The organism is Streptomyces sp. NPDC023527 (assembly GCF_055560115.1).
Genome location: NZ_JBVHJJ010000018.1, coordinates 93,420 through 112,502 on the forward strand (window position 1 = coordinate 93,420; position 19,083 = coordinate 112,502).

A 19,083-nucleotide genomic window follows, 5' to 3' on the forward strand; every position below is an offset into this window, starting at 1 on the left:
GGCTGTCCACCCGATCCGGCGCAGCCGCAGCGCGGGCGCGGCACTGCATCAACTGCCCATGACGGCCTCCCGGAGCCCGACCGGGAATCCGTACGCGCTCGGGATGGGAATTGCTCCCGCGGTGGGTGGCCCGCACCTCGCCACCGAACGACCGCGACCGCCTTGCGTACGCCACGCTCGTATCGGTTCTGGCCCGGTGCGGTGCCAGGCATCTCACAGAGCCTCCACCCACTCGCCGTCTTCGGCAGCCGGTTCAGCAGGCACGGGGGAGGGCGGCAGGCGGGCAGCATGAGGTGGCTCAGGGACGGTGGCGGCGTGCGGGGTGGCGCCCGTGCAGCCACGGCAGACGTCGGCCAGGTGCCAGGTGCGGCCGTTGTCGCCGCAGATCAGCAGCAGCCGCAGCGGACCGGAGCAGGGAACGGGCTGCCGGTGCCAGATACACCCGTGGTCACGGCACTGGCAGATCCGCAGGTGACCGGGCAGGGGAGTGTCGGTGAGGTGGCCGGCGAGGTGACGGCGCGCTTGGCGCAGCACCGGGATGCCGGGCTGCGCGGCGACGGAGCGGCACGCGCTGCAGGTGAGGGTCGGTCGCCCTGCGTGCGTAGTGATCGTCACGCTCCAGGCGCGTACAGGCAGAGCGGCCATGAGGTCCTTTCGGCTGTGTCGTAGGGCGGGGCGGGGGCCCGCCGAGGGTGTGTGCGGTGAGCGGACACCGTAGTGCAGACCCCTGCCCTGCAAGGGGGGGGGCTCGGGCGCTCAGAAATAGGGCAGAGGTCTGCACTGTCAGGGTAGGGGTCTGCACCGTCGGATGGACGGGTGACGATCTTTCCGCCGCCGGAGCCGGACCCGACGGCACTACGCCAGTCCCTCGCCCGGCTGCGCGCGCAGCACGGCTGGAGCTACGACCAACTCGCCGCCCGCAGCGACCTCTCGAGGCGCACCCTTATCGAGATCGAACAGGGCCGCACCATCGGCACCCTCGCCACCTGGCACGCCCTCGCCCATGCCTTCGGTATCCCCCTGGGAGAGCTTCTGGGGCCTCTGTGTACCGGCCACGAGCCCCCGCAGTCCGAGGGCTGAGCCTCCCGCCGCCGTCACTCGAACGGGACATCGAGATCGCCTGTCTGCTCGAACATCGCTGACACGTTCCCCTCCCGTCACCCCTCGGAGGGGATCCGGTGAGACACGCTCCGGCAACTCACGCCCCGGCTGGCACCTTCAACTCCGGTACCCGCACCGCTCGGTGCGAGGCTCCTTCCGCATGCCCGCGCCCCGCGGTCTGCCACGGCTTCCCGGAGACCCTCTGCCATGACCTTCACTCCCACCACAGAACAAGCCGCCGCCCTCGAGGCGTTCACCGGCGGAGGTCACCTCACCATCCAGGCTGGAGCCGGCACCGGCAAGACCTCCACGCTCGCCTTCCTCGCCGAACAGACCCCCAAGCGCCGGGGCCGCTACCTCGCCTTCAACCGCGCCATCGCCCAGGACGCCGCCAGGCGCTTCCCTCCAAGCGTGCAGTGCAAGACCGCCCACTCCCTGGCCTATGCCGCCCTCGGCCACCGCTACCGCGACCGCCTGAACAGCCCCCGTCGGCCCGGCTGGAAGATCGGTCAGGACCTTGGCCTGAACACCCCGCAGCGCATCGGCGGCCGTGACCTGCTGCCCGCCACCTTGTCCAATACGGTGCTGCGCACCGTGACCCGCTACTGCCAGTCCGCCGACACCGAACTCGCCCACCACCACGTTCCGCACCTGCGCGGCATCGAGACCGACGCCGCCCACGCCGAACTCGCCGACCTGCTCCTGCCGTACGCTGCCAAAGCCTGGGACGACCTGCAGGACCCCGCAGCAGGAACCGTCCGCTTCGAACACGACCACTACCTCAAAATGTGGGCCCTGACCGACCCCGTCCTCCACGGCGACTATCTACTCCTGGACGAAGCACAGGACACCAACCCCGTCCTCGAACACATCGTCCTTGCCCAACGCGAGCGCACCCAGATCGTCATGGTCGGCGACTCCGCCCAGGCCATCTACGGCTGGCGCGGCGCCCGCGACGTCATGACCGGCTTCACCGGTCACCACCTCACCCTCACCCGCTCCTTCCGCTTCGGCCCTCAGCTCGCCGCCGAAGCCAACCGCTGGCTCACCCTCGCCGACGCCCCCATCCGCCTGACCGGAAGCACCGACCTCCCCACCACCATCGGACCGTCCACCGACCGGACCGGCGCGGTTCTGTGCCGCACCAACATCGGCGCCGTCACCGAAATCCTCACGCTCCAGCAGGCCGGCACCCCCACCGCACTGGCCGGCGGGGGAGACGCCCTGCGCGCCCTGGCCCAAGCCGCCCGCGACCTCATCCAGGGGCGGCGCACCCACCACCCCGAACTGGTGCTGTTCACCACCTGGAACGAACTGCGCGACTACGCCGAACTCGACCCCGCCGGCGCCGACCTCCAGCCCTTCGTCGGCCTCGTCGACGACCACGGACCCGACGCCATCCTCCAGGCCGTCGACCGACTCGTCCCCGAAACCCACGGCCAGATCACCGTCTCCACCGCCCACAAGGCCAAGGGCCGCGAATGGTCCCAGGTACGCATCGCCCCCGACTTCACCCCACCCCCCGACACCGACGCACTCGACGCCGAAGGCCGCCCCGTGCCCGGCCCCATCGATCCTGATGAGGCCCGCCTGGCCTACGTCGCCGTCACCCGCGCCCGCCACCACCTCGACCCCGCCGGCCTGGCCTGGCTCGACGAGCACCCCGATGCCCCCGCGGCAGTGGGCTGATCCGCCTCGCGGTGATAGGGCTCCTTGAATCTCGTCAGAGTCGCTCTTCCCGTCACTTAGTTGGATGTTGAACGGTGTGGGGAAAAGGGACGAGCAAGAGCATGCGTGCGACGTCGAGACCGAGTCCCACGCCCTACGGTTGACCTGCGCCCTGGGCACGACGGAAGGCCGCACGACCTGGCACTACGACAGCCGACAGTTCGACGACGCCTATGTCCGGGTGCTCGCCGACCAGTACCTCATACTGCTCGCCGAACTGCTGGCCGCGCCCGCCACCCCCGTGCGCGAGGTGAGCCTGCCTCCCGCGGCCGGCGCTGCCCAGCTGCGGTCCCGCCTCGTGACTGGAACCCGGCTGACCTTCCGGGAACTCGACACGCGGGCAGACCGGTGGAGCGGCGTCCTGCGCGCCCGGGGCGTCCGCGTCGAAACTCCGGTGGCAGTGCGGGTGGCCCCCTCGGCCGCGCTGGTCGTGGCCCTGCTGGCCATGCTCAAGGCCGGAGGGACATATGTGCCGCTCGATCCACTCCTTCCGCCCCTGCGGGGCCCGGGATCACCACCGTGCCTCTGACCCCGCGCACCGTGCACACAATCACCATGCGGCTGCCCAACCCGCTGCCATCGCAGCCCTGCTGTTCACCGGCACCGCTGCGCCGCTGCTGGCGATGACGCAGATTGCAGGCGTCGACGAGGAGGCCACGCAAGTGGCCATCGACCGCGACGCACGGATCAACGTCGGCGCGCCCCTACCCCCGCGGCACCGGTACGCCGTCCCGCACCGCGCCCGCCCGCTACTTGCTGCCGCGCTCGAATTCCGCCGCCGCACTCCGCGCACCGCCGCCGCTCACGGCCTGTTCGCGAACTGCTTCGGCACCATGCCCTGCTTCGAGGCTCTGATCGCCGACGCGGGCCTGTCCGTCCCCGCCCTTGACCACCCGCACACCGACACGACTGGCACACCGCCGCCCGCGGCTGGCACCTGCACACCCCCACCCTGCCCGCCCCAGACGTCCTGCCGTGCCTGGACCGGGTGCGCCCATGAGAGGTCAACTGCCGCCCGATGAGCGGGACATGACCGCCTTCGACCTGACGTTCTGCCGCGAGCGCGCTCGTGCACGCGCTCTCACCGACGAGGACCTGGCCCAACTGACCGGCATCCCCACCGCTGACTGGGACAGGCGTTTGCCCCCACACCCTGACGGCCGCAGCACTGTTCGCCCTGGCCCGCGCCCTGGAGACCGCCCCCGCCTCGCTGCTGCGCGAGCGCGGGCACACCCAGCGTCCGCAGCCTCGGCCCCACCCGGGAAGGGCGGGGGCAGCCGCGCATGCCCGGCAACCTCTCCGCGGCCCGCGTTGCCGCGCTGGCCACCTGCAACATGCCCTGGGCGCACCTTCAAGAACAACACGGAAACTTTCCTGGACATCGCCCAGGCCTACGCCCGCGAACACGGCCACCTGCTCCCGGAACCGACACAGACCTACCAGGGCCGCCCCCTGGGCCAGTGGCTCGCCGAACAGCGCCACCAGGCAGCCGACGACACCCTGCCCGCCCCCTACCAGCGCGCCCTGAAGGACATCGACCCCTGGTGGAACCCCGCCTGGCCCGAAGAGTGGCAGCGCATGTGCGCCCGCGCCCGCACCCACGGCACGACCCTGGCTATCCCGGCGGGCCCGCTGCCGGCCGACGCCGACGCCCTCACCCGCTGGCTGGACGAACAGTTCGATACTTTCCCCGCCCTCGCCAGGGGCCAGCAGGCACAACTGGCCGTGCTGCCCCTGCAGCACGACCCCCTCGCCCTCGCACTGCGCCGCCCCCTCGGCATCCAGGCGGCCACCCATGCCCGCGGTCTGCGCGCCGCCCGGCGCTTCTACCGCACCCACCAACACCTGCGCGTTCCCGCCCCCTACCTCGACGACCACACCAACCCGCGCTTCCCGCTGGGCAAGTGGATCGCCGACCTGCGCGTCCTCGTCGGCGCGGGCCTCCTCAGCCGCGAAGAGACCGATTCCGTCGAAGCCCTGGCCATGGAATGGGCCCCAAGGCCCCAGCACGAGACCACCCCGGCCACGCTCCCCGGGACATCCACGGACACCACCGACAAGCACCCGCCTGCCCAGCGGCCGCAGCCGACACCCGGCTTCGCCGACCCGCAGGAACACGGTCAGGATTTCTGGGTCGCGGGCCGCGAACCGTCACCTCCCATGCTGCCCGACGTCATCTTCAACGGCGGCCGGCGCATGCTGCTCAGCATGCCGGCCGGGGAGGCAAGACCATGACGGTAGCGATAGCGGTCCATGAAGCCGCGAGCCGCGCGTGCCTGGTACTCGGGCCGGGCCGGACCTACCTCCACCACGTGGTCAAGACCTGGCGCATGGTCAGCCGGGGACCGCCCGCCGGCATCAACATCCGCCCCACCCGCAGCGGCAAGGCGGGCGACAGACTGACCACCGCAGGCCAACTGGCCGACTGGATCGCACAACAGCCCCCCGGGAGCCCTCGTCGTGGCCCGCTACAGTGATGCCGGGCTCATCGCCGAAAGCCACCGCGACCACCACCTGCCGCCCTGGGAACACCTCATCGTCGAGGAAGCCCACCGCACCGTCAAAGGCATCACCAGCTCGGACCATCCGCACGCCGTGATCCACTACGACGACGGCATCCTCGCCTACAAGCGCGTCTACCTGACGGCCACACCCCGCATCCCCAGCGAACTGCCCGGCCCCGACGACAGCCGAACGAACCGAGATCGCCTGGGCCGTGGACATGCCCGCCCAGCCGATCTTCGGCACCCATCACACCAGCGTGGACCGCGCACAACTCGTGGACAAAGGACTGCTCAGCCCCTACCGGCTGATGCGAATCCAAGTGCCCGAACTGCCCAGATTCCCCATCTGGCGGGCCCAGGCCCTCGGAGCAGCCCACCTCATCGAACAGCACCGCCTGCGCCGCGTGGTGGCCGTACTCCCAGACCGGAAGCAGGCCGAAGCCTTCGCCTGCCAACTCGCCGTCCACATGCTCGACGCAGAGATCGTCATCCCCCGGCAGAGGGCCGTGTACTACCCGCACAACCAGCCGGTGATCCGCTGCCAGCGCGCGACCGACCCCACGCCCCCCGACCTCGACGCCCTCGTGCTCCCCTCCAGCGCCTACGCCACCCTGGAACTGGTCGACGCCCTCTCGCCCCTGCTGGACCAGCACCCCGAACGTGCCGCGCAGACAGCGATCATCGTCCCTGAGTCTTTTGACCCCGACGACGCCGCACCACCCGCCGTCCTGCGCCGCATCGCAGCGGCGCTATGGGCACACGACTCCTGCGGCCTTCGGTGAAGACTGCCACGCCCCCGCACCGCAGAGATGCCCGCGCCAGCGCCCGCGAGCAGGCAGCCACCGGCCGAGTGAACGAGCCTGAAACCTGGCCGCGAAGACTACTGCTGGGCTCTGGCAGTGGCGATCACGAGGAGCCGACACTGTGGGCCACGCGAGCAGGATCGTCTTCCCGAATTCGGCCCGGTCGTCCAGATGCCTGTTGATCTTCTTGATTCTGTTCACGGCGCCCTCCGTCCCGCCCGAGCTCCAGCAGAGCGTGAGCCCGGCGGTGACAGCGTTGAGGTCACCCTGGAGAGCGGTCCTGATCCGAAAAGTTTCGTATCGTTCCTCAGGCGGTCTGCCGTTTGATGCCGCGCTGAGCGAGACCGCGGATGCCGGGGAGCATCATCGTTCGGGTCATGAGGTCGTTCATCCACACATGGAAGCGGCTCGGTGGCGCGTAATAGTACGTGCCGCGGCGAGCGAGGGCTTGCCGCTTGGCGACCTCAGGTCGCAGGCCGGCTTCCCACGCGTCCAGAGCTGCCGGGATGTCGTGGCTGTGCTGCTCCAGGGCGGTGCCGAGTTGGTCGGCGCCGGCGAGTGCCAGGGACGCACCGTGCCCGGCGAAGAGCGTGACACACCAGGCCGCGTCTCCGACGAGCACGACCCGGCCGTTGCTCCACCGTGGCGTAACCACCTGGCTGACACGGTCGAAGTAGGCGCTGGCCGGATCCTTTTCGAGATAGCGGATCGCGTCGGGCACACCCGCGGCCAGGTCCCCGTAGGCTGCGCGCAGCGCATCCACCGGACCCTGTTCCAGCTCAAGAGCCGGGTTCTCGCACCGGTACGTGAAGAACGCCGAAGACCGTTGCGGGCCCAGGTTGATAACCCCCGCCGTGCGGCCGGGGCCGATGAAGGTTGTGGCGGACGACTCAGGCACGTCCGCTACCGGGTGGCCGAGCGGGAACGCCGCCACAACGTACGGCATATCGACCTGGTGACCAGGCCCGAACACCGCCGTGCGGCTCGCCGAGTGAACGCCATCGGCGCCGATGAGCAAGTCGGCGTCCTCGGTGGTGCCGTCGCTGAGCCCGACCCTCACTCGGTCGGCGTCCTGGTCGATGGCGGAGACGGTGGTGCCGAAGCGGAACTCGGCGTAGTCGCGTGCGGCTTCGTACAACGCGGTTTCCAAGTCTGCCCGGAACACCGTCATGGTGCGGGCGCCCAGAGCGGCCTCGGCGAAGGCTGCCGGCATCGTGAGCTTCGGCTGCCCGTCCGCCCGGACCAGTACGGTCGTGAATAAACCCAGCGCCCGGTCGGAGAGGGTGGGAATCAGCCCGAGCCGCTCGGCGGCGTCGTAGCCCGTCCCCAGCAGATTCAGCATGTAGCCACCGCTTCGCCGGGCCGAGGCGCGCTCCAGCACAAGCGTGCGCCACCCGTCCTTTCCCAGCCGAAGCGCTGTGGCAAGGCCGGCTATGCCGGAGCCGACGATCAACGCTCGTTTCATCCGCACTCCCAGAGCCAGAACTTCGCCGCCGCGGAACGCGTCGCCGTCATGAATTGTGGTGACCTGATCGCACCGCCCGCCCATGTCTTGCCGACCTCTTTCGCGAATCAAGCGGCGTGCGCCCGAAGGACAAACGATGCAGTTGACAGTGGCGGGCTACCGGGACGGGCAGATCGATGAGCCGGATGCGGGAACAAGGCTGGATACGGACACTGGCTGCGGCCGAGGCCCCCGCTGTCCGCTTGGTGTGCTTCCCGCACTCCGGGGGCTCGGCGTATGCCTTTAGGGACTGGGCAACCGCGCTGCCACCCGGTGTGGAACTCGTGGCCGTTCAGTACCCCGGACGCGGTGACCGATTCGGCGAGGAACTCGTGGACGATGTCGCCGAGTTGGTCGGTCACGCCGTGGGGGAGCTGCTCCAGCTGCCCTGCAGCGAGCACGTGCTGTTCGGGCACAGCCTGGGCGCACTGGTGGCCTACGAGACCGCGGTGCTGCTGCGGGACATCGGCCGGGAGCCGGCGAGGCTGTGCGCCTCCGCCTGCCTTCCCCCGGGCCACATGGAGAACCGGGACGTTCACCTGGCACCCGACGACGAGTTCTGGGAGATCCTGTGCGCGCTGGGTGGCACCGACCCCGGGATCGCCGAGAACGCGGAGCTGCGCGAGATGCTGATACCGGCGCTGCGCTCGGACCTTCGAGCGCACGCAACCTACCAGCCCGGCACCGGGACCAAGCCGCTGTCGTGCCCGGTGAGCTGCTACCACGGCGTCGATGACCCGCTGGTGGACGAGACGCGGCTGACGGAGTGGGCAGGCGTCACCTCAGATGATTTCACGCTGAGAGTGCGACCCGGCGGGCACTTCCACGTGGCCACCGACGTTGCTGGGCTGGTCTCGGACATCCTGGGCCGGGGCGGCGTGAGCACATCGCGGATACGTTGAGGGCATGATTGCTGCTATCAAAGACGCCGCCCAAGTCGTTGACGCTGTTTGCGTCATGGGGCTGCTCCCGGCCCGGCCGAGGCTGCTTGCCTTAGGCGAGCCAGCCCACGGCGAAGACGTTCTGCTCGAGCTGCGAAACGGTCTCCTCCGGCAACTCATCGAACAGGAGCACTACCGGACGATCGTGCTTGAGAGCGACTGCATGCGGGGCCTGGTCGTGGACGACTACGTCACCACGGGTACGGGCACCCTCGACAAGGTCATGGAGTGTGGCTTCAGCCACGGGTGGTTCAACGCGTCCGCAGGCAACCGCGAGCTGGTGCACTGGATGCGCGAGTACAACGACGGTCGGCCAGCGTCGGAGCAGCTGCGCTTCGCCGGTTTCGACGCGCCGGTGGAGACCTCCGGCGCCGCGAGCCCCCGGCAGGCCCTCACTGCGCTCCACGCCTACCTCGCCGCCTGGGTTGATGCCGACCTGCTTCCCTGCACCGTTGAGACGCTCGACCGCCTGCTCGGCGCCGACGACCGGTGGAACGAACCCGCCGCGATGAGGAACCCGTCGCAGTCCGTGGGGCAGACGCCCGAGGCCGAACAGCTGCGGCAACTCGCTGACGACCTCGTGGCCCTGCTCGACGCGCAGACGCCGCACCTGATCGCGGCGTCCTCGCGGGACGAGTGGGACCGGGCGCGCATGTACAGCCGTACCGCCACCGGGCTGCTGCAGTACCACTTCTGGATGGCCGACACGTCACCGAGCCGCGTGGCACGGCTGCTGGGCCTGCGGGAATCGATGATGGCCGCCAACCTGCTCGCCATCGCCGAGCGGGGCCCGGCGCTGGCGCACGGCCACAACGGCCATCTCCAGCGGGACAAGAGCTCCATGCGGAGGGGCACCGAGTTGGTGGAATGGTCGAGCGCCGGGATGACCGTGAGCGACCAGCTGGGCGTGGGGTACGCCCTCCTGACCACGGCCCTCGGCACGCTCCGCCACCACGATGTCGGCGCCCCGCCCCCCGACACCATCGAAGGGGTCCTCTATGCGGTTCCGGAGGACCGGTACATCGTCGACGCCCGCCGACTGGCCGCTGCCGTCGGCGACGTGCCACTCGTTCACCGCGAGTCCCCCTGGTACGGCTACTCCCCGCTGGACCCGGCCAACCTAGCGAGCAATGACGCGATCGTGTACGTCAAGGACGCCTCACGATGCTAGTTCCGCAGTGCTCCGCGCCGCCTGGCCGGCAACGGTCCAGGCGCCGCCGGGACAATCTCAGCGCCGGGGCGGATCCCACCAAACGGCGGTGTTGTAGTGGTTCTCCTCGCCCGCCGCGACGGCGTAGCCAGCGGACCTGCCCGAGGCGTTGACCGCGACGACGTACGAACCCAGGCTCTTGTCGCCGAGAGCGGTCGTGCGCCCCCGAGCCAGCTCCCACATGACCGCCGTGAACGGGAACACGGACGAGTCGGGGAAGTCGCGGATGCCGACGACCTGTCCGCCGTCGTTGACCTCGAACGCCACGCGACCGGGAAGCTCGACTGGCGGAGCGTCCTGGGCCGGCCAGTAGACGGCGGCGGACAACCCGCCAGGCGCGTTCATCCGCCAGCCGACGATCAACCCGTTCTTGTTGAGGTCGGTGGCGAACGCATCGGAGACGCCGCCGGTGGAGAGCTGGTGCGGGGTGAGGCTGCCGGGCTCCCACACCACAGCCGAGTGGCGCCAGTTCTTCTCGTCGACCGGGACGACCACCCCACCGGCGACCCCACCGCGCTCGTCGAGCTTGGCCGCGAGGCACACGACGCCGGGGATCGACGGATCGGTCGGCGGGAGCCGGGTGTACGTGCGGCTGGCCGGGTCCCACAGGTACGAGCCCACGGGAATGTTCGACCCCGGCACGTTCGGGTCCGGAACGTCGCTGGTGCCGACGACGAGCACCATGCCCTCGTCGTTGATGTCGGAGGCCTGGGCGCTGGCGGTGCCGGGCGGCAGTGGCAGGATGTCGAGCCCGGTGCGCGGCCCCCAGACGAAGGTCTGCTGCGGCTGGCTGCTGAGCGTCGAGGGCCCGGGCGCGCCAGCTGCGCCGCGTTGCACCCGCGACTGCGCCGACATCGTGGCCGAAGGCGTGAGGCCCATCCCGAGCGTGCCGACCACGACGCCCGACCCGTTGACCGCCACGGCTCGCGAGCTGCGCCCCTCCAACGGCGTGATGTCGGTCAGCCGTCCGCCCCGGGCGCGGGGGTTCATGATGAAGGCGTGGGCCGTCTCGGTGCCCGGGAGCGACGTCGCGCCCACGATGTCGCCGCGGTCGTTGATGTCGGTGGCCTCGCTCGGAGTGCCGGGCCCGGCTATCGACCCGATGTCGTGGAGCCGGTTGACCGTCTCGGTGGCGGCCCGAGCACTGGTGGGGAGGGCCGCGAAGCCTGCGGCGCCGGCTGCGGCTGCCAGCAGCCGGCGCCGCGAGAACCCCGCCGTGAGGGGGGATCCGGACGATCCAGCGGATCCTGTCGTCATCGCCATGCCTTTCCATCGGGTTCGGGGTCGGGATCAGCCCAGGGGCCGGGTTCGCAGCTGGCGCAGGTTGTAGTGGGCGACCTGGCGGCCGAGCGCGGCGCCGACCTCGTCGGAGAACCGGAAGTGGGCGCCCGCCAGGACACGGGCGTCGACGTTCTCCTGTGTGAGCGCCGACCACGGCGTCCCGCGCCGGTAGTGGCGGGTCACGACCCTGCCGTCGCCCCGGGGAAAGCTGATCGAGAACGCCATCGGGCAGCGAGGCCCGACGAGCTGCGAGAGCACCTGCTCGGCGGCGCCGGCTGTGACGGCATGGCCGCTGGGGTACTCCGGGTGCGGTGGCGTCGGCAGGTGCGAGGCCCACGTGGGGTCGGGGGCGGCGCGGGGATCGCCGTCGGTGTCTGCTTCACGGATGGCCGTGACCGGACGCCAGTGCAGGTGGGCGTACTTGGCGTCGAACACGGCGATGCTGGAATCGACCACGGTGACGCCGAGCGTCGCCAGCAGCTGCACTCTGTCCCTGCGGGGCCTGGAAGGGTCGCTCGCCAGCAGGCTGAGCACCGGCACGTACTGCGACAGGGGGTCCAGCCACGCCAGGTCGCTCTGTTCCTCGGTCCGTTCGGAGACCTGCCCGCCGAGGCGGCGCAGTTCCTCGAGGTCCCGCCGGTACGCGCCTGTGCCCAGAGCCGGTGGTCGCGGCGGCCGGAACCGGTCGGCCCGGCGGAGCAGGAACGGGCGGGCCCGGCCATACCCGGCCCCTACCAGCTGCTTCGCTCCGGGCGTGAGCCGATAGACCCCGGGCGTTTCGGGCGGCAGCGTGAACGGGGCGTTTACCGACGCCAGGTCGAGGCCGTCACCGGCACGCGCCGCGACCATCGCCTTCGCGGCCTCCTGACCGGAGGCGATCCCCGCCGCCTTGGCCATGCCCCCGGCCAGCCCGGCCAGCGAGTCGGCCAGCACGCCGTCGAGCCTGGCCGCCTGGTCGGGGACCAGCACTGCCAGCACATCGTGCACCGCGGTCGCCACGGCGGCGTCCTCGAACACCGCCCGCTGCTTCGGTGACCGTGCCGTCGCCGCCTGCCCCGAGTCCAGCGCTGCCCACGCCGCCATCCAGCTCATCGCCCACATCCGCTCGGGAAGCCCGGCCGACGGCGACGCCTTTGCCGTCTCCAGCATCATGTCGAACCACGGACCCACGAGATCCGGGCGGGAACCGACCCCGGTCGACGTCCGGGCTGCGGCCTGAGCCTCTGTGGGGAGGGCCGCGATGCCTGCGGCACCAGCTGCGGCGACCAACAGTCGGCGCCGCGAGAACCTCGCGATGAGGGGGGATTCGGACGACCCAGCGGATCCTGTCGTCATCGCCATGCCTTTCCATCGGGTTCGGGGGTCGGGTTGGATGCACCCGGGGCGGTTCACAGCCGGCGCAGGAGGGCCGCCCGGTCGACCTTGCCCGTGCTGGTCAGGGGCAGCTCGTCGAGGGCGACGATGCGCGTGGGAACCATGTACGACGGCAGGATCGCCCGCAGGGCGCCGACGACTTCGGCCTTGGGAAGCGGCTCGGCCGTCGGGACGTAGAAGGCGGCCAGCGTCCGTCCGCCCGGGCCCGAGGGCGCCACCACCGATGCGGCCCGGATGCCCAAGCACTGCAAGAGGGCGCTCTGCACCTCGCCCAGCTCGATCCGGTAGCCGCGCACCTTGACCTGGTCGTCGAGGCGGCCCCGGAACTCCAGGTCGCCGTTCGACAGCCAGCGGGCGCGGTCACCGGTGTGATACATGCGCTCCCCGGGTCGGTGGGCCCAAGGGTCGGGCAGGAACTGGGCGGCCGTGAGGCGGGGCGACCTGGCGTAGCCCAGGGCCACGCACTCGCCGGCGATGTACAGATCGCCCTCCTTGCCGATGGGACAGGGCCGGAGGCCGCCGTCGAGCACGTAGTAGCGGGCGTTCTGCATCGGCTTCCCGTAGGGGATGCTCGGCCATGCTGGGTCGACGTTGCCCACGCGGTAGTGGTTCGACCAGACGGTGCACTCCGTGGCGCCGCCCAGCGCCACCACTTCGGCGGCCGGGAAAGCGGCCCGGATCTGGTCGGGGAGCGGCACCGGGATCCAGTCTCCGCTCAGGAGGACCAGGCGGAGCGTGTCGCGTCCGGTCGGCTCACGGGCTTGTACGAAGGGCATCACCATGGCCAGGGCGGCGGGCGCCGAGTCCCAGATGGTGATGTCCTCCTGCTCGAGCAGGTCCACCAGGCTGTCCGGCTCGGCCAGTTCTGCTGCCGACGCCAGTCGCACGCATGCGCCGGCGGCCAGCACGCCGAAGATGTCGTAGACCGAGAGATCGAAGCAGAAGGACGTGACGAAGAGGATTTTGTCGGTGGGCTCGACCTCGTAGGTGCGGTTCAGCCACTCGATGAGGTTCACCACCGAGCGGTGGGTGACGACGACTCCCTTGGGCGCACCGGTCGAGCCGGACGTGAAGATGGTGTAGCCGATGTCCTGGGCCGTCGGACCGGCAGGGAGGGGATCGGTCGAGCGGAGGGCGACGTGATGTCCGGTCCACAGCGGCTCGCGCCCCGGCGCCGTGCGGTCGCTGGACGGCGCCACGCGGATCACGGCGTCGTACCGCTGGGCCAGCTCTCCGGCGAACGCCTCGGCCTGGCGGCGGTGGACGGCGGCCTGGGCCACCCTGGGCAGGAGCTCGGGAAGGCGCTCAATGAAGTGGGGCGACACTTGGACGCCGGAATTGGTGCCGAACTCGGGGTCGATGAGGTCGGCGAGTACGATGACGCCGTCGTCGGCGAGCAGCCCGAGGAGCGACTCGAGGACGCTGATCACGTAGTCCAGGTCCGGCAGGAACTGCACCGTGCTGGCCAGCATGATGACGTCGAACGGGCCCTGCACCTGCTCGGCGACCTCGTGGGCGAAGCACACCACGCCGTCGACCTCGCCCCCGGCGCGGACGCCGCCCTCCTGGCTCCGGGTCACGGACACCGGTGAGGGATCGAGGGCGACGTAGCGGGACGCTTGCGGTGCCAGGGCCTCGACGATCAGGCCGGACCCGCACCCGATCTCGAGGATGGCGGGCCGCTCCGCTGCCGTCGCGGCCAGGACGAACGAGGCTACGTGGTCGCGGTAGCCCAGGACGTCCTGTTCGTCAAAGGGACGCTCTGAGCGGCGCAGGTTGAAGCCGGCGGCCTCGAGCTGGTCGGGGGAGTCGGCCACGAAGTCGAAGAACTCCGCGACCCGCTTACGCTGCAGGGTGGCCGACCATGAGAACTCCTCGGGGATGTCGGGACACAGCACGTGGCGCAGCGACGGCACCTCCCACCGGAGCTCCTGCACAGAGCGCAGGTGCGCGCGGTCGGTCAGCACTGCGGCCACGTCGAGCTGCTTGAGCAGCCCGATCACCCGGTCGGCGGGCCACGACGCGTCGAGCGGTACGTAGGCGGCGCCGCACTTGAGCACGGCCAGCAGTCCGACGAGGGCCGACGCGTCCCGCTCGCCGTAGAGGGCCACGGTGGCGTCCCGGCCCAGTCCGAGGTCGCGCAGCAGCCGGGCCATCCGGTTGGCGCGGCGGTCCAGCTCGCCGTGGGTCAGGACCCGCTTGTCGGACGTCACGATCGCCGGGCGGTCCGGGTGCCGCCGGGCGGCTTCGGCGAGAAGGTCGGGGATCGTGGCGTCGTCGCGGAAGGGCCGTTCGGTTTCGTTCCACTCGCCCCGGGGGGCGCCTGTGGCGGAGGCCGGCGGGGCGCTCATCGGGCCAGCGACCTGAAGGTCTCGTGGGCCGTCAGTGCGTCGGTCAGCTCGTTCACCGTCGGGTGGTCGAAGAAGAGCCGGAGCGACAGCCGCGTGCCGGCCAGCGCCCCGAGCTTGGCCATGATGTCGGCGATCAGCAGGGAGTGCCCGCCGACTTCGAAGAAGTCGTCGTCGTCGCCAAAGCCGTCGTGCCTCAGCGCGTCGGCCCACCGGGCCCGCACCTGGGCACGCAGCAGCCCACGCTCCGAGCCGTCGTGGCCATCGTGATCAGGGCTCGCTGTCCCGGCCGATCCGATGTCGTTCACCACTTGCTCGCGTCCTCTCACGGTGTTCTCCGGCGTATCGAGGTGTCAGTCTCGCCGTGGCGGTTCGCCGCTGTCCGAGGATCTTTCAGAGGTCAGTCAGGGTTGCCGCCCGTGGGCCGCGGGCCCTGGTCATGCTCACGTACATGGGAACAAACACGAAGAGTCGTTGGTTCGTCGGTGTCTCTCGCGGTGCGACCAAAGAGTGCGCGTTGTACGCCTTTCCGCACGCCGGCGCCGGGGCGGCCGCAGTGCGTCGGCTATGCGTCGAGCTTGCGGACGCGTTCGACACCTTTGGCGTGCGCCTCCCGGGACGGGAGTCCCGGCTCGGGGATCCAGCGGAGACCGTCATGCCGGTGCTTGCCGACAAGCTCGCCGGCGAACTGGTCCGCCATGCCCAGGGACGGCCGGTGGTGCTGTACGGCCATTGCGCCGGCTCGGCGATCGCCTATGAGGTGGCACGGCGCCTGGACCCCGCCCAGGTGCGGGGGCTGGTCGCGTCCTCGCACGCGGCGCCCGGTAGCGTCCGGCGCGATCCCACGTGGGCACTTCCGCAGCAGGACTTCCTCAAGCAGGTCGAGACCGACGGGTACCTCCCGCCGGAGATCCTCGCCAACGAGGAGTTGCTCGAGATCTACGAGCCCGTCGTGCGCGCTGATTACGAGCTCATCGAGACCTACGAGCTGGAGCTGTTCGAGGGCGGGCCCGCCGAGCGCATCTCGGCTCCGACAGTGGCCGTGTTCGGTCGCGACGACGACGCCATCGACCCCGCCCACATCGACGCCTGGTCGGCCTTGACCACCGGGCCGTTCCGGGCCGTGTCGCTGGCGGGGGGCCACGACCTGCCGGGTAGTCGGCCGGCGGAGCTGGCGGCGGCCATACGCCGGGCCCTGGCGACCGGCGCCTGACCCCACGATCACCGGCCCTGCACGCCGAACGACCTGCCCGGGGGTCAGCCCTCGGGCAGGTCGTCGACTTGCCTGCTCAACCGGCCTGCCTGTGGACCGCCGACACGGCCGCCCACAGTTCCTGGAACGGCATCGCCAGCCGGTCGGCAAGGTACGCCGTACCCGATGTGCCACCCGTGCCCCGCTGGCCGTGGCCGAGTATCTTGGCCACGAGTTCCAGGTGCATCACCTTCCACTTCCAGGTCTTCCTGGCCAGGTCGAGCATGGCCGGCACCACCCGGGCGAGCTCGCAATGGCCGGGCTCGCCCGGCCGCAGCAGGTCCAGCAGCGAGACGTCCTCGGCCGCGCAGGCGGCCACCAGCGCCTCATACAGTGGACAATCGCCGTCCGCAGCCAGGCCGAGGCGCTGGTCGAGCGCCGCGAACTGGGCGGACTGGCCACCACTCGCCCGCCCCAGCTCGCCGCGGAAGCGGGCGAACTGTCCCGGCGGCATGACGGCCAGGGTGTCCAGGCTCGCCGCCATGACGTCCAGCACAGCCACCGACCGCCGCAGGCACTCCTCAGCGTCCGCGTACTGTCCCGCCTTCAGCGCCGGAACCGCTTCGTCGAGGTCGAGCAGCACCTGCGCCAGCCACAACTCGCTGGTCTGGTGGGTGACGATGAAGAAGTGCTCCCAGGCGCGCGTCGTCGGCGTCTCCCGGGGCGAGCGGAGTTGCTGCAGCCTGAGCAGCTCGTCCACGCGGATGTAGCTCGCGTACGTCAACTCGCTCATCACACCCGCTCCGCCGCTCGCTCGCCACCCCACTCGCGGCACGCCCCTACCAGCGCCGCCGTGCCCTCCAGCAGCCGGGCCCTGTCGCCGGCGAAGGAGATGCGCACCACGCTGCGGGTGCTCGGGTCGCCGGGTACGGTGAACGCCGCCGCCGGCGCGACGGCCACGCCGTGCTCAGCCAGCAGCCGGTCGGCGAACTCTGTGGCGGTGTGGCCCGAGGACGCGATGTCCAGCAGGGCGTACCAGCCGCCCGCTGGAGGGGCGCCGATGAGGCCAGCTGCGATGAGCTCCCCCATGGCGGCGTCCCGGGAGGCGCGCACCGCAGCGACGTTGGCGCGGACGGCGCCGCCATCGCCGAGCGCGGCGAGGGCGCCGATCTGCGCGGGCGTCGGCGGGGCGATGATCGAGCCTTCCTGCACCCGGCGCAGCAGACCGGCGAACTCGTCGTTAGGCGCGACGACATAGCCGACCCGGCAGCCGGTCATGGCGTAATTCTTGGAGAAGGTGAAGACGGAGAACGCGCGCCGCCGGTGCGGCTCGACGTCTGCCTCCAGCGCCGCCAGCGGCAGGTGCGTGCCGTCGTAGACGAAGTCCTCGTATGCCTCGTCGCTGACGACGATCCAGTCCCGCTCGGCGGCCAGCGCCAGGAGCTCGCGCAGAGCGGCCGGGTCGGCGACCGCGCCGGTCGGGTTCGCGGGCGAGTTCACCACGATCGCCCGGGTAGCCGGCGTCGCGGCCCGGGCGACGGCCGCCACGTCGAGGGCGTAGCCGGGGCCGAGCGGATAGCCCACGACCTCGTATCCGTTGAGTACCCCCTGCTGGCGGTAGATCGGCCAGTGCACCTGGGGGATCATCCAGGCCGCTCCGGGGGCGTGGACGGCCGCGCCCACAGCCGTGAGGCCCTGGCACGAGCCGGGGGTGACAAAGACGCGATCCGCGGTGGTGGGGACGCCTTGCGCCGCCAGCTTGGCGACCAGGGCCTCGCGCAGCTCGGGCATGCCCTCGGCGCTGGTGTATGTGCAGCGGCCGTCGCGCAGTGCCCGGCACATCGCTTCGATGGCGGTCGGCGGCATACCGAACGCGGGCTCTCCGACGTGCAAGGCATTGGCCTCGCGGCCATGGGTGTCGGTCCAGCGCCGCGAGGCGCGGAACACCGCGTGCAGACTGGACTGCGGTACCCGCTCCACCGAGTAGCGGAGATCGTGCTCGACCAGCTCGGTCATGGGCCTGCTCCTGTGTATCCAGAAGGATGGGTGGTTGATCGTGCAGTGGGCGGCAGCCGGGTGGGTGTCAGAGGTGGCCGTAGTACCGATGTATTGGCTGGTCCCGCCGCCAAGAACTGGCCGTCGAGCTGCGGCAGGGCTTCGTGTTTCGACCTCGCCTGCTACCGACCCGACTCCGGCTGTTCAGGTCACGCACTCCGCCCGCCATCGACGGTGAAGAGGGCGCCCGTGGTCCAGCCCGACCGCTTCGGGTCCAGCAGCGCGCAGACCCACGTAGCCACGTCGGCCGGCTGTCCGAAGCGGGCCATCGGCGTGCTGTCGAGCAGGGTCTTCCGCAGGCTTTCGGTCTCCTCGGGGCCGAGGCCCAGATCGTCGTACATGGGAGTGTCCACGGGGCCAGGCAGGACGGCGTTCACACGGACGTCCGGGGCGAGTTCGCGGGCCAGCGAGCGCGTGAGGCTGTTGAGCGCCGCCTTGCTCGCCCCGTACAGCGAACGGCCGGGCATCGCCAGCACGCCGCCGATGGACGTGACGTTGACGACGCTGCCGCGCGCCTCGGTGAGAGCTGGCAGCAGCACCTGGATCAGCGCCACAGGCGCCCGCAGATTGACCGCCAGCATCCGGTCCAGGTCGCCGAGGTCGGCCGCCTCCAGGCGGGCGAAGCGGGCCAGGCCCGCACAGTTGACGAGGCCGTCGAGTCGGCCGAAGCGCTCTCGGACGAGGGCGTGCAGCCGCTCTGGTGCCGCGGGTTCTGCGACATCCATCGGCACCGGCAGCACCGTTCCTCCGTCCGCCTGGTCGGCGACCAGCGACGCCAGAGGCTCCGGTCGGCGGCCGATGGCGATCACGGTTTCGCCCGCTTCTGCGAGTCGCCCAGCGACGGCTCGCCCGATCCCCGAGCCCGCGCCCGTGACCGCAATCACTCTGCCTTGGTCGGCCATTTCCACCTCCTGATCAGTCGCGACCAACCCTCCCCTGGCGCGAGCCGCCCCGCATGTGATCTGTCGGGAATGCTTCCGCTCGCCCGCCCTGCTCCGGTCGGCGTGAGTGCCCTTCGGCCAGCAGAAGGGAGGGACTGGGA

19 protein-coding genes are annotated in these 19,083 nt (G+C 70.8%); 10 read left to right on the top strand and 9 right to left on the bottom strand.

Going from position 1 to position 19,083, the window contains the following annotated elements; all coding sequences use genetic code 11:
* Window positions 1–213: 213 nt before the first annotated feature.
* The gene (locus ACZ303_RS29705; RefSeq protein ID WP_467343569.1) at window positions 214–645 is read right to left on the bottom strand and encodes a hypothetical protein; all 432 of its coding nucleotides are present in this window, start codon (window positions 643–645) and stop codon (window positions 214–216) included.
* A 171-nt stretch (window positions 646–816) separates the two neighbouring features.
* On the opposite strand from ACZ303_RS29705, the gene ACZ303_RS29710 reads away from it, so the two are divergent.
* The 7 genes from ACZ303_RS29710 (at window position 817) to ACZ303_RS29740 (ending at window position 6,115) form a co-directional block, all read left to right on the top strand.
* Window positions 817–1,080 (top strand): helix-turn-helix transcriptional regulator, encoded by a 264-nt coding sequence (locus ACZ303_RS29710; RefSeq protein ID WP_467343570.1) that lies wholly within the window; start codon window positions 817–819, stop codon window positions 1,078–1,080.
* Window positions 1,081–1,308: 228 nt separating this feature from the next.
* Window positions 1,309–2,790: a UvrD-helicase domain-containing protein gene (locus ACZ303_RS29715; protein WP_467343571.1), complete on the top strand. Its 1,482-nt coding sequence runs from the start codon at window positions 1,309–1,311 to the stop codon at window positions 2,788–2,790.
* A gap of 139 nt (window positions 2,791–2,929) precedes the next feature.
* Complete coding sequence (locus ACZ303_RS29720) at window positions 2,930–3,358, top strand: AMP-binding protein (RefSeq protein ID WP_467343572.1); 429 nt, start codon at window positions 2,930–2,932, stop codon at window positions 3,356–3,358.
* A 94-nt stretch (window positions 3,359–3,452) separates the two neighbouring features.
* Entirely contained in the window at window positions 3,453–3,851 is a 399-nt protein-coding gene (locus ACZ303_RS29725; RefSeq protein ID WP_467343573.1) for a hypothetical protein, read from the top strand.
* 289 nt (window positions 3,852–4,140) lie between these two features.
* Complete coding sequence (locus tag ACZ303_RS29730) at window positions 4,141–5,064, top strand: helicase associated domain-containing protein (protein ID WP_467343574.1); 924 nt, start codon at window positions 4,141–4,143, stop codon at window positions 5,062–5,064.
* The gene (locus ACZ303_RS29735) at window positions 5,061–5,306 is read left to right on the top strand and encodes a hypothetical protein (protein ID WP_467343575.1); all 246 of its coding nucleotides are present in this window, start codon (window positions 5,061–5,063) and stop codon (window positions 5,304–5,306) included. The genes ACZ303_RS29730 and ACZ303_RS29735 overlap by 4 nt, the downstream gene beginning before the upstream one ends.
* A gap of 239 nt (window positions 5,307–5,545) precedes the next feature.
* Entirely contained in the window at window positions 5,546–6,115 is a 570-nt protein-coding gene (locus ACZ303_RS29740) for a hypothetical protein (RefSeq protein ID WP_467343576.1), read from the top strand.
* A gap of 328 nt (window positions 6,116–6,443) precedes the next feature.
* On the opposite strand, the gene ACZ303_RS29745 is transcribed toward ACZ303_RS29740, so the two are convergent.
* Entirely contained in the window at window positions 6,444–7,685 is a 1,242-nt protein-coding gene (locus tag ACZ303_RS29745) for an FAD-dependent monooxygenase (RefSeq protein WP_467343577.1), read from the bottom strand.
* Window positions 7,686–7,786: 101 nt separating this feature from the next.
* On the opposite strand from ACZ303_RS29745, the gene ACZ303_RS29750 reads away from it, so the two are divergent.
* A complete protein-coding gene (locus ACZ303_RS29750; protein ID WP_467343621.1) occupies window positions 7,787–8,542 on the top strand; it encodes a thioesterase II family protein in 756 nt (251 codons plus the stop codon).
* Window positions 8,543–8,546: 4 nt separating this feature from the next.
* The gene (locus ACZ303_RS29755) at window positions 8,547–9,752 is read left to right on the top strand and encodes an erythromycin esterase family protein (protein ID WP_467343578.1); all 1,206 of its coding nucleotides are present in this window, start codon (window positions 8,547–8,549) and stop codon (window positions 9,750–9,752) included.
* Window positions 9,753–9,809: 57 nt separating this feature from the next.
* On the opposite strand, the gene ACZ303_RS29760 is transcribed toward ACZ303_RS29755, so the two are convergent.
* The 4 genes from ACZ303_RS29760 to ACZ303_RS29775 all read right to left on the bottom strand — a co-directional run bounded on the left by ACZ303_RS29760 (window position 9,810) and on the right by ACZ303_RS29775 (window position 15,102).
* Window positions 9,810–11,048: a hypothetical protein gene (locus ACZ303_RS29760; protein WP_467343579.1), complete on the bottom strand. Its 1,239-nt coding sequence runs from the start codon at window positions 11,046–11,048 to the stop codon at window positions 9,810–9,812.
* 33 nt (window positions 11,049–11,081) lie between these two features.
* Entirely contained in the window at window positions 11,082–12,221 is a 1,140-nt protein-coding gene (locus tag ACZ303_RS29765; RefSeq protein WP_467343580.1) for a vanadium-dependent haloperoxidase, read from the bottom strand.
* A gap of 239 nt (window positions 12,222–12,460) precedes the next feature.
* Complete coding sequence (locus ACZ303_RS29770) at window positions 12,461–14,797, bottom strand: amino acid adenylation domain-containing protein (protein WP_467343581.1); 2,337 nt, start codon at window positions 14,795–14,797, stop codon at window positions 12,461–12,463.
* Window positions 14,794–15,102: an acyl carrier protein gene (locus tag ACZ303_RS29775; RefSeq protein WP_467343582.1), complete on the bottom strand. Its 309-nt coding sequence runs from the start codon at window positions 15,100–15,102 to the stop codon at window positions 14,794–14,796. The genes ACZ303_RS29770 and ACZ303_RS29775 overlap by 4 nt, the downstream gene beginning before the upstream one ends.
* Before the next feature lie 143 nt (window positions 15,103–15,245).
* Here ACZ303_RS29775 and ACZ303_RS29780 point away from each other — a divergent pair, with 143 nt between their 5' ends.
* A complete protein-coding gene (locus tag ACZ303_RS29780; protein ID WP_467343583.1) occupies window positions 15,246–16,007 on the top strand; it encodes a thioesterase II family protein in 762 nt (253 codons plus the stop codon).
* 76 nt (window positions 16,008–16,083) lie between these two features.
* On the opposite strand, the gene ACZ303_RS29785 is transcribed toward ACZ303_RS29780, so the two are convergent.
* The 3 genes from ACZ303_RS29785 to ACZ303_RS29795 form a co-directional block, all read right to left on the bottom strand.
* A complete protein-coding gene (locus ACZ303_RS29785; protein ID WP_467343584.1) occupies window positions 16,084–16,779 on the bottom strand; it encodes a tryptophan 2,3-dioxygenase family protein in 696 nt (231 codons plus the stop codon).
* Window positions 16,779–18,002, bottom strand: a complete 1,224-nt coding sequence (locus tag ACZ303_RS29790; protein ID WP_467343585.1) for a pyridoxal phosphate-dependent aminotransferase — start codon at window positions 18,000–18,002, stop codon at window positions 16,779–16,781. Before ACZ303_RS29790 ends, ACZ303_RS29785 begins: the two co-directional genes overlap by 1 nt.
* Before the next feature lie 188 nt (window positions 18,003–18,190).
* Entirely contained in the window at window positions 18,191–18,943 is a 753-nt protein-coding gene (locus ACZ303_RS29795; protein ID WP_467343586.1) for an SDR family NAD(P)-dependent oxidoreductase, read from the bottom strand.
* Window positions 18,944–19,083 lie beyond the last annotated feature (140 nt).

Bases quoted from the DNA above. Each gene is read 5' to 3' on its own strand.
- ACZ303_RS29735 (WP_467343575.1), top strand. From the start codon at position 5,061: ATGACGGTAGCGATAGCGGTCCATGAAGCCGCGAGCCGCGCGTGCCTG.
- ACZ303_RS29770 (WP_467343581.1), bottom strand. From the start codon at position 14,797: ATGAGCGCCCCGCCGGCCTCCGCCACAGGCGCCCCCCGGGGCGAGTGG.
- ACZ303_RS29790 (WP_467343585.1), bottom strand. From the start codon at position 18,002: ATGACCGAGCTGGTCGAGCACGATCTCCGCTACTCGGTGGAGCGGGTA.
- ACZ303_RS29715 (WP_467343571.1), top strand. From the start codon at position 1,309: ATGACCTTCACTCCCACCACAGAACAAGCCGCCGCCCTCGAGGCGTTC.
- ACZ303_RS29705 (WP_467343569.1), bottom strand. From the start codon at position 645: ATGGCCGCTCTGCCTGTACGCGCCTGGAGCGTGACGATCACTACGCAC.
- ACZ303_RS29750 (WP_467343621.1), top strand. From the start codon at position 7,787: ATGCGGGAACAAGGCTGGATACGGACACTGGCTGCGGCCGAGGCCCCC.
- ACZ303_RS29785 (WP_467343584.1), bottom strand. From the start codon at position 16,779: ATGAGCGAGTTGACGTACGCGAGCTACATCCGCGTGGACGAGCTGCTC.
- ACZ303_RS29745 (WP_467343577.1), bottom strand. From the start codon at position 7,685: ATGGGCGGGCGGTGCGATCAGGTCACCACAATTCATGACGGCGACGCG.
- ACZ303_RS29760 (WP_467343579.1), bottom strand. From the start codon at position 11,048: ATGACGACAGGATCCGCTGGATCGTCCGGATCCCCCCTCACGGCGGGG.
- ACZ303_RS29780 (WP_467343583.1), top strand. From the start codon at position 15,246: ATGGGAACAAACACGAAGAGTCGTTGGTTCGTCGGTGTCTCTCGCGGT.
- ACZ303_RS29725 (WP_467343573.1), top strand. From the start codon at position 3,453: ATGACGCAGATTGCAGGCGTCGACGAGGAGGCCACGCAAGTGGCCATC.
- ACZ303_RS29755 (WP_467343578.1), top strand. From the start codon at position 8,547: ATGATTGCTGCTATCAAAGACGCCGCCCAAGTCGTTGACGCTGTTTGC.
- ACZ303_RS29765 (WP_467343580.1), bottom strand. From the start codon at position 12,221: ATGCTGGAGACGGCAAAGGCGTCGCCGTCGGCCGGGCTTCCCGAGCGG.
- ACZ303_RS29795 (WP_467343586.1), bottom strand. From the start codon at position 18,943: ATGGCCGACCAAGGCAGAGTGATTGCGGTCACGGGCGCGGGCTCGGGG.